The 7,489-nt window shown below is 61.0% G+C and carries 7 protein-coding genes and 1 pseudogene; 6 read left to right on the top strand and 2 right to left on the bottom strand.

Annotated elements, in window-relative coordinates; genetic code table 11:
- Window positions 1–231: 231 nt before the first annotated feature.
- A pseudogene (locus tag ACK4S9_RS22860) lies at window positions 232–579 on the top strand (transposase); the annotation flags it as partial.
- Between the two features lie 586 nt (window positions 580–1,165).
- On the opposite strand, the gene ACK4S9_RS22855 reads toward ACK4S9_RS22860, so the two are convergent.
- Together ACK4S9_RS22855 and ACK4S9_RS22850 are read right to left on the bottom strand one after the other, a co-directional pair.
- Entirely contained in the window at window positions 1,166–1,480 is a 315-nt protein-coding gene (locus ACK4S9_RS22855; protein WP_409730189.1) for a WYL domain-containing protein, read from the bottom strand.
- Window positions 1,477–1,731 (bottom strand): WYL domain-containing protein, encoded by a 255-nt coding sequence (locus ACK4S9_RS22850; RefSeq protein WP_409730192.1) that lies wholly within the window; start codon window positions 1,729–1,731, stop codon window positions 1,477–1,479. The genes ACK4S9_RS22855 and ACK4S9_RS22850 overlap by 4 nt, the downstream gene beginning before the upstream one ends.
- Before the next feature lie 421 nt (window positions 1,732–2,152).
- Here ACK4S9_RS22850 and ACK4S9_RS22845 point away from each other — a divergent pair, with 421 nt between their 5' ends.
- The 5 genes from ACK4S9_RS22845 (at window position 2,153) to ACK4S9_RS22825 (ending at window position 7,372) form a co-directional block, all read left to right on the top strand.
- Entirely contained in the window at window positions 2,153–2,986 is an 834-nt protein-coding gene (locus tag ACK4S9_RS22845; RefSeq protein ID WP_409730190.1) for an ATP-binding protein, read from the top strand.
- 44 nt (window positions 2,987–3,030) lie between these two features.
- The gene (locus tag ACK4S9_RS22840) at window positions 3,031–4,257 is read left to right on the top strand and encodes a hypothetical protein (RefSeq protein WP_409730187.1); all 1,227 of its coding nucleotides are present in this window, start codon (window positions 3,031–3,033) and stop codon (window positions 4,255–4,257) included.
- Entirely contained in the window at window positions 4,250–5,977 is a 1,728-nt protein-coding gene (locus ACK4S9_RS22835) for a hypothetical protein (protein WP_409730185.1), read from the top strand. Before ACK4S9_RS22840 ends, ACK4S9_RS22835 begins: the two co-directional genes overlap by 8 nt.
- Window positions 5,974–6,621: a flagellar motor protein MotB gene (locus ACK4S9_RS22830; protein WP_409730183.1), complete on the top strand. Its 648-nt coding sequence runs from the start codon at window positions 5,974–5,976 to the stop codon at window positions 6,619–6,621. The genes ACK4S9_RS22835 and ACK4S9_RS22830 overlap by 4 nt, the downstream gene beginning before the upstream one ends.
- Window positions 6,622–7,099: 478 nt before the next feature.
- Window positions 7,100–7,372: a hypothetical protein gene (locus ACK4S9_RS22825; RefSeq protein ID WP_409730181.1), complete on the top strand. Its 273-nt coding sequence runs from the start codon at window positions 7,100–7,102 to the stop codon at window positions 7,370–7,372.
- The last annotated feature ends 117 nt before the right edge of the window (window positions 7,373–7,489 follow it).

Raw genomic sequence — 7,489 nt, 5'->3', positions numbered from 1 at the left:
GCTCTTGGTGAAGTAGCGCCCGCCGAATTCGCCCGCCAATACAGGCGAAAGCTCGAATCCGGTATCAAACTTACGGCCGACGACTAACTCTGAAGTTGGCTACAAAAAGCCGGGCCGGTCATGAAGTCGAAGACTAACATTTGCCGTGGCTACAAATTAGCCGATCAGGTCACCTGATCCGCCGGACACAGTCGATACGGTATCCTTACGGATAGGAATACGACTGTGAATATAACTAGGAACAACCAAACCATCGAAGTAGTGACGGTGTCCGAGGAGCGGCGCCGTCGCTGGTCAGTGCAAGAGAAGGCTGCATTGGTTAAGGGGACGTACGAGCCAGGAATGAGCGTGTCGCTGGTTGCGCGCAAGCACGGCATTAGTGCCAGCCAGCTGTTCAATTGGCGCAAGCTCGAGCGCGAAGGCGCCCTGGTGGCAGTACAGTCTGGCGAATCGGTAGTGCCGGCAAGCGAATTGGCTGCCGCGCGCGCCCAGATCGCCCAATTGCAGAGGATGCTCGGCAAGAAGACGATGGAGGCGGAAATTCTGCGCGAAGCGGTCGAGGTGGCCCGGGAAAAAAAGTGGATTGCCCGCTCACCCTTATTGGACAAGGACGGCCAGTGAAGCCGGTCTGCGCTGTCCTTGGTGTAGCGCGCTCGAACGTTATTGATCGCCTCGGGCGTCCTGCGGACTGGATTGACGGTCGTGCATTGGCCAGGCTGACCCAGCCGCTGACGCAATGATTGCCGACGCTGTACGCGCCGAGATCACGGCATTGCCGACTTACGGCTATCGCCGCGCCGGTGCCCTGGTGAACCGCACGCGCAGCCTGATGGGCCTGCGGCCGGTCAATCACAAGCGCATGTATCGCGTGATGAAGGCAGAGGGTTTGCTGCTGCCGAAGTCGCCCAAGCGACGGGACAGCGGCCGCGCTCATGATGACAAGGTAGCGGTCGAGGAATCGGACCAGCGCTGGTGTTCGGACGGTTTCGAGATCGCTTGCGACAACGGCGACGTCGTGACAGGCGTTTTCATGAAGGACTGCTGCGACCGCGAGATCATCGCCTGGCGTGCCTGGATCGGCCGCGGGCTGCCAGGAGAACCGGTACGCGACACGATGATTGAGGCAGTCGAGGCTCGGCAGGATGTCGAGCATTCGTCGTATCAGTCATGCGCAGGCGGGAGAACAGTCCGTGCCGCCGCCGGCGGTCGACGCGCTCTTGGTATACGCGGCAGCCATCTGCTGCGCGATCTCTGCCAATTCCTCACGCAGGCTCGCCGGTTCCTCGATGACCACGCCGTCGCCAAACCCAAGCACCCACCACACCAGTGCGCGCGTGTTCGGAACCGTAGCGACAAGATGCAGGCGCCCTTCCTCATCGGCCGTGAGTACCTGATCCGCGGCCAGTGGCGTTTCGTTCAAGTGTTCGCCTGCTGTTCGCGTGAATACCGCACGTAATTTGATCGGATCGCCGGAGATCACACGAACTGACCGGAAGCGATATAGGCGTCGATATCGAAGTCCGGCTTCCTGCGAGCCGGCTCGTAAAGCATCTCGGCGTGCAGGACTCGGTGTAGCGCGATCGTGCGTACGTCTTCGTACGCGGCGAACATACAAACCAGGTAAATCAGCCCTCCACGCTGCACTACGGCTATCGGATGAACCGCCTCGTAGACTGTCGGAGCATCGGTATCGCGCTTGCGGTAGTGCACCCGTAGCTGCCGGTCCTGCATCAGCGCCAAGTAGACAGCGCGCTGACACGCCTCATCCATTCGAGGTGGTAGCAAAGGTTGCTGCCTGTGCGCCTAACATGGCTTCGCCCTTTCGCTTGGCACTCTGGTCCACTTAATCCTTTGAATGTAATTGGAATCTGCTGGCATGAAGGCCGCCCAGGTTTGAACAGTTGCGCCCAATGATGCGACGCACCCTGTCGCTAATACCAGTACTATTTAAATTGACGTACATCAATTAGAAAGCATTTGGGAAAGAATTACCACATAGTGAACAATATTTCACTGAAGTAATTGTTCAGTTGATACAATTACTAATCAGTCTGGCTCTCCGCTTTCGTACGCCAGCCTGTTCGCCTCAAGCTAAAGGATGACCATGGCAGCACCACCTTCCCAAGAGCCACGATTTCGACTAGACCAGGATGTGGTCTTGTCTGAGTCCACCGCCTTGCAACTGAAAGAATGTCTCGCTAGGCTGCGCTTTCGCCGGACGATCTATGTCGACTGGAACTTTGCCGCAGTTGATCCGATGGGCCTGTCTACTGTCATAAACTTTTATGGGCCGCCAGGCACTGGCAAGACTTTGGCTGCGGAAGCGGTCGCCGGCCAGCTCGGCCTCAAATTCCTTCCGGTGGGGATCGCCGAGATGGAGAGCAAATTCCTCGGCGAGACTGCCAAGAACATTCAAGCTGCATTCGCGACGGCGCGTGATGAACAGGCGGTTCTGTTCTTCGACGAGGCCGACACACTGCTCGGCAAACGCCTGTCTTCGGTGACCCAAGGGGTCGACAACGAAGTCAACGCGATGCGCTCCACCCTGCTGATCGAGCTCGAGAAATTCGATGGGATCGTGATCTTCGCCACCAACTTCGAACGCAATTACGACACCGCTTTCCGCAGCCGAATCGCCTACCACATCCGCTTCGATCTGCCCGACTACGCGGCGCGCCGCCGCCTGTGGGAGCGCCTGATGGTCCCGTCGATTCCACTGGCCGGACCGCGCGAACCCCTGCTGACGCACTGCGCCGAGATGACGGACGGATTCTCGGGGCGCGAACTGCGCACCTGCATGCGATTGGCTCTGCCGAAAGCACTGCTCGCGTCGGAGATCGACGGCAGCGACGCCGCGTTAGCGCGTAACCACCTGGATGAAGCGATCGCGGAAGTCCGGCGTGCGATGGAAGAAGTCAGTGCAGCTCCCACCGCCAGGCTGGGAAACGACACCTCCGCGGCACGCCGCCTGCTGGGTGTGAACTAATAAAGCAACGAAAAGGAAACAAAATGGGATGGTTCAGGAGCATCGTGTCTACCGTCGGCAGCGCTATCAGCAGCGTGGTCTCGGCTACGGTTAAGGTGGTACGCAAGGTTGTCGAAGTAATCGCGACAAAGGGAGAGGCATTCATTGAAGGGGTCAAGGACACCTATGCCAAGGTAAAACCGTATCTACAGAAGCTGAGCCCTTACCTGAAAACGGCCGCAGCAGCGGTGGCCCCCGCCCTCCCCTGGCTGAGCAAGGCCATCCTGGTCGTGGACAAGACGATCAACACCCTGCTAGCGCTCGAGAACAGCCCGGTGCTCAAGAAGCTCGAAAAGGCAATGCGCTGGGTGATCGCGGTCTCCAAGCGGCTTCATGAGAAGTTCAATGCCGCCGAAGAGATGGAAGCGCGCGAACATCAGGCAGCCTTCTCCGCTGCGCGTGCACACGCCGGGACCGCAGAGCAGAAAGCCGCGTTCGACCTCGCCGCGATGATCAACGAGCTGGCCATCGTCAAGACGGGCATCGCTAACCTTCTCGAGGACGGCAACTTCACGAGCTTCGAACATTACCTTCGGCTGCGGGCCACGCAAAAGCTGATCCGGCCTATCGACGATACGCTTGCCACTGCCCAGTCGACCGACGAGATTTCCGCCGACGACATCTTCCTCGTCCAGCTGGGTGCGACGCTGCTGTCGGACAAGCCCGAGATGAGCGAGGCGGAGACCGAACGCTTGGACGGCATCGTGTTCGCGCGCTACGGCAAGAAGCTTCTCCCCTTCGTGTTCGAAGAAATGAGCAAGATCTGGCAACTCGCACTGACGGACGACGAGCGCAAGTGGAAGCGCACGTCGGCAACCATTTCGGCGGCCAAGGCCAAACTCTCCCGCCTTAAGCTGGAAGCCCTCGTCTCCCCGCTCAGCACCGAAGAACAAACGGCGCTGGACGCGTTGACGGCAAGCGTGCCTGCCGCAATCGCAGAAAACGACGATCTGCTAGCGCGTAATGTCGAGCGCGAGCACTACGTCTCCGCAACAGAAGGGTTCCTGCAGCTGCTCGAAAAAGACGAAGCGGAACTGCGAGCCAACGACCAGGAATACCTCCTTGAGCTCGGCGGCGAAGTTGGCACGCTGCTGATGGAATGCGCGCAGAAGGGCTTGCGCTGGAATGAACTCTCGCAGCACCAGCAGGCGCTCATTGCCGATTTCGCCAATATCTTCCGCGCCGACAGCGTCAAGCGTGGCGAAGCACTGGAGGTCGAGTGCAATGGCTGAGTTCCTTAGTTTCCTTCTTCCCGCGGTCGACGGCAGCATCCACTCGGTCCTGCAGCTGCTCTTCGCGGCATCGTTCGCCGCCGCCCTCATCGTCGTGCCGCGTGCTGTCGGGCGCGCCGCGAACAGCGAGCAATGGGAGCGCAATCTTTCCAACCTCGAGCAGTCGGGCGCCGGACCAACCGCCGCCACTTCCGCCGACCAGCTGGCGAATGCGGTCGCAACGCCATCCGAACGCTGGGCCGATATCCTGCCGAGTCTGCTTCTCGTGTTCGGCCTGCTTGGCACCTTCATCGGCCTTGGCCTGGCCTTGACCGAGGCGGCCGGCGCCCTCGGGCCCGGCGCCGACGCACTAGCCAGTCTCACGCCGATTATGGATTCGCTGGGCTCGAAGTTCAAAACCTCGACCTGGGGCATCTTTGCCTTCCTCGGCTTGAAGGTCTGGTTTACCCTCAAGCCCTACGATGAACGTCGTCATGCATGGGCAGCTGCCAAACTTCGCACTTTGGCTTTGGCCGCTGCCGAGCAAGAACGTCTCCAGCACGACGGCGAGCGCCGTGAACTGATCGAGGCCATCGGCCGCCACGGCGACAGCATGCAGGAGAGCCAGCAGTTGGCCCTGCAGCAGGCCGGCCAGCGTCACGCCGAATACTTGGCGGCAGTGCAGCAGCAGAGCGTCATCCAGCGTCAATTCGGTGAACGGCAGCTCGAACTGGGCGGTCTCCAGCTGGACGTGCTGAAGGAGCTGTCCGCGCATAGCGTCGATGGCGCAGCACGCCACGCGACCGTCCTCGCGCGTCTCGACACCATCGCTGGGCATAGCGCGGACACGGCCGAGCGGCTGGTAGCGATCGCCGAGCATTCGGCAGCAAGCCGGCTCGCCATGGAGGAATTCTCGCGCAGCGTTCGGGACAACATCGCGAAGATGGCGACTGCCGCCGACGAGATGGCGCAGGCAGCACAAGCTGCCGGTAGCGCCAGCACCCAGCTGGGCGAAGCAGTCGGCGAGTTCCGCTCCGCGATGACGGCTGTACTTGGCGAAGTCAAGGCCGAACTCGGCCAAACGATCGGCGCGATGGGAAGCACTTTTGCAGACAACATGGGGCAGATGTCGTCGAACCTGAAGGCAGCCACGGACGGCATCCGGGCCGCCATCCAGACGCTGTCGGGCGGCGTGACTGACACCATTACCCAGCTCCAGCATGCCAGCGACGAAGCGGCACAGCGCCAGGAAAAGGCAAGGGCCACCTTCGCCGCGTCTGGCGAAACGCTGATGGAGAACATCGCCATAATGGGCGACTTCATGAAAGAAATGCAGGCCCAGGTGGGTGTGGGGCTGAAGTCGATTTCAGAAGCGAGCAACCGCATGCTTATCCTCGACAAGCAGTTCGAGCAGCGCACGGCCCAGGACAAGGCCACTCTCGAGGCCGTGCAGGACGCAGCCGGGTCGATCGCGAACCTGGTCGCCCAGCTGGACGCAACCGCAAGCAAGCTCGCAGCTGCGGGGCCCATTGCCGACAACATCCGGGCGCTGGCCGATGCCGTCGCCATGCAGCAGTCCATGCAGGCGGCCGCCGACGAGCGACAGCATACGCAGTCCGAAGAAAACGGCCGCGTCCTCGCGTCGATCAGCAAACTGGCTGCGGCAATCGCCGAGCTTTCCCTTGCGCGGCAGGAGGAAACCGGTAGCGCGCCGTCACGCAACGGGCAGGACGCGCAATGAAGGATAAACCGAGCGAATGGATCGTGATCGCGGACTTGATGTCGGGTGTCGTCGCCGTGGTGATGCTAATGCTGGTGGTGTCCGTGGTCCAGAAACAGGCAGCCGAGCGCAGCCATCGCGCTGCGATGGCGCAGGGTGCCGAAGCGCAGCGCCAGCAAATCGCCGGCGTCCTGGAGCAAATGAAGACAGCGTTCGACAGCCAGGGCGCAGCGGGCCTAATCGCAATCGATGCGGCGGCCGGCAAGATGACGCTGCACGAAGGTGCATTCAAGCGCGGAAGCGCATGCATCGAACCAAAGGCACGGGCAGCGTTCGCGCGGGTCGAGAACCGAGTTGCCGCTTATTTGCTGCAGGTGCATGGCGGGCAGATCTTCGTTGAGGGCCACACTGACAATCATCCGGTCAAAGCCCCGGTAACCGACATCAAGGAGTTCTGCACGGTCTACGACGACAACTTCACCTTGTCGGCGGCCCGCGCTCGCGAGGCGAGGCGGCTATTGATTGGACAGAGCGGTACGGAAGCCGCCAAGCGCGTGGTAGTCGCCGGCTACGGCGACTCGCGGCCACTCGCCGGTTACGCACCTGGCGACGATCGGAATCGCCGTGTGGAGTTGCGCTTCGCCAGTGCTGGCACCGACCAATGAGAGAAAATAGAGTAAAGCACACATGACTGCAAGCACGAGCGCCCTCCCCCCTTCCCCCACTGACCAGTTCGCGGTTTTCATTGCCGACCGTTGGCTGTCCGGTTTCGATCATACGTACGACATCACCCGGCATCGCGCATGGGATATGTGGCGTGCACTGAACGGAGGACGCAACGTGCCTTGGGCCTGTACGTCCCTTTCGCAGGCCGCGCAACACTGGTCATGGAGCGAGTCTGACGGACCATCGTTTTCCGAGCTCGCGAGCTTGCTCCAAGCCGCGATCGCAGCGGGAGACGACGCTTCCGCTGCCACGTGTTGTTACAGTATTTTCGACTGGGGCCAGGTAGCCCGTGAGCGGGATGATCCCAGCCGGCAGTGGGTTGGAGCGCGTGCACGGGCGGGCACCTTGTGCGCCGACCTGCACGCGGCAGTGCGTCTGCTGTCACCTGCGTCACCCAGACCACTCGACAGGTTCAACATGAGCGACCTCTGGATGAACTCGGCAACCACCAAGGTGTACGCGGCCGCGGATCCAGAAGGGAAAACTGCGATCTACGATGGGCGGGTCGGCGCCGCCCTCGGCATGCTGGTCCGCCAGTTCCTGGAGCGACAAGCCCTGGCCGAAGTGCCCGCAGAGCTGGCGTTCAGGTGGGGAGCGCCGCAAAGCACCAAGCAAGAAGCCCTGCGCACACGGGATCCGTCGAACGAACACTATGTCTTCAAAAAGCTCCCGAATGGGAAGTACTCGTAAAGTGGACCCATCGGTCAAGACAGTTTTTCAGCGAGTTTAAGCTGTGTCGTTTACTCTCACTGCAGCTGGTCGGCGCTGCCCCGTGATACCCCTTCCTCGCCGCTGGAGAGCCTTATC

This window comes from Massilia sp. (genome assembly GCF_046293535.1).
Taxonomy (GTDB): domain Bacteria; phylum Pseudomonadota; class Gammaproteobacteria; order Burkholderiales; family Burkholderiaceae_D; genus Telluria.
This window is presented reverse-complemented; position numbering and strand designations above follow the sequence as displayed.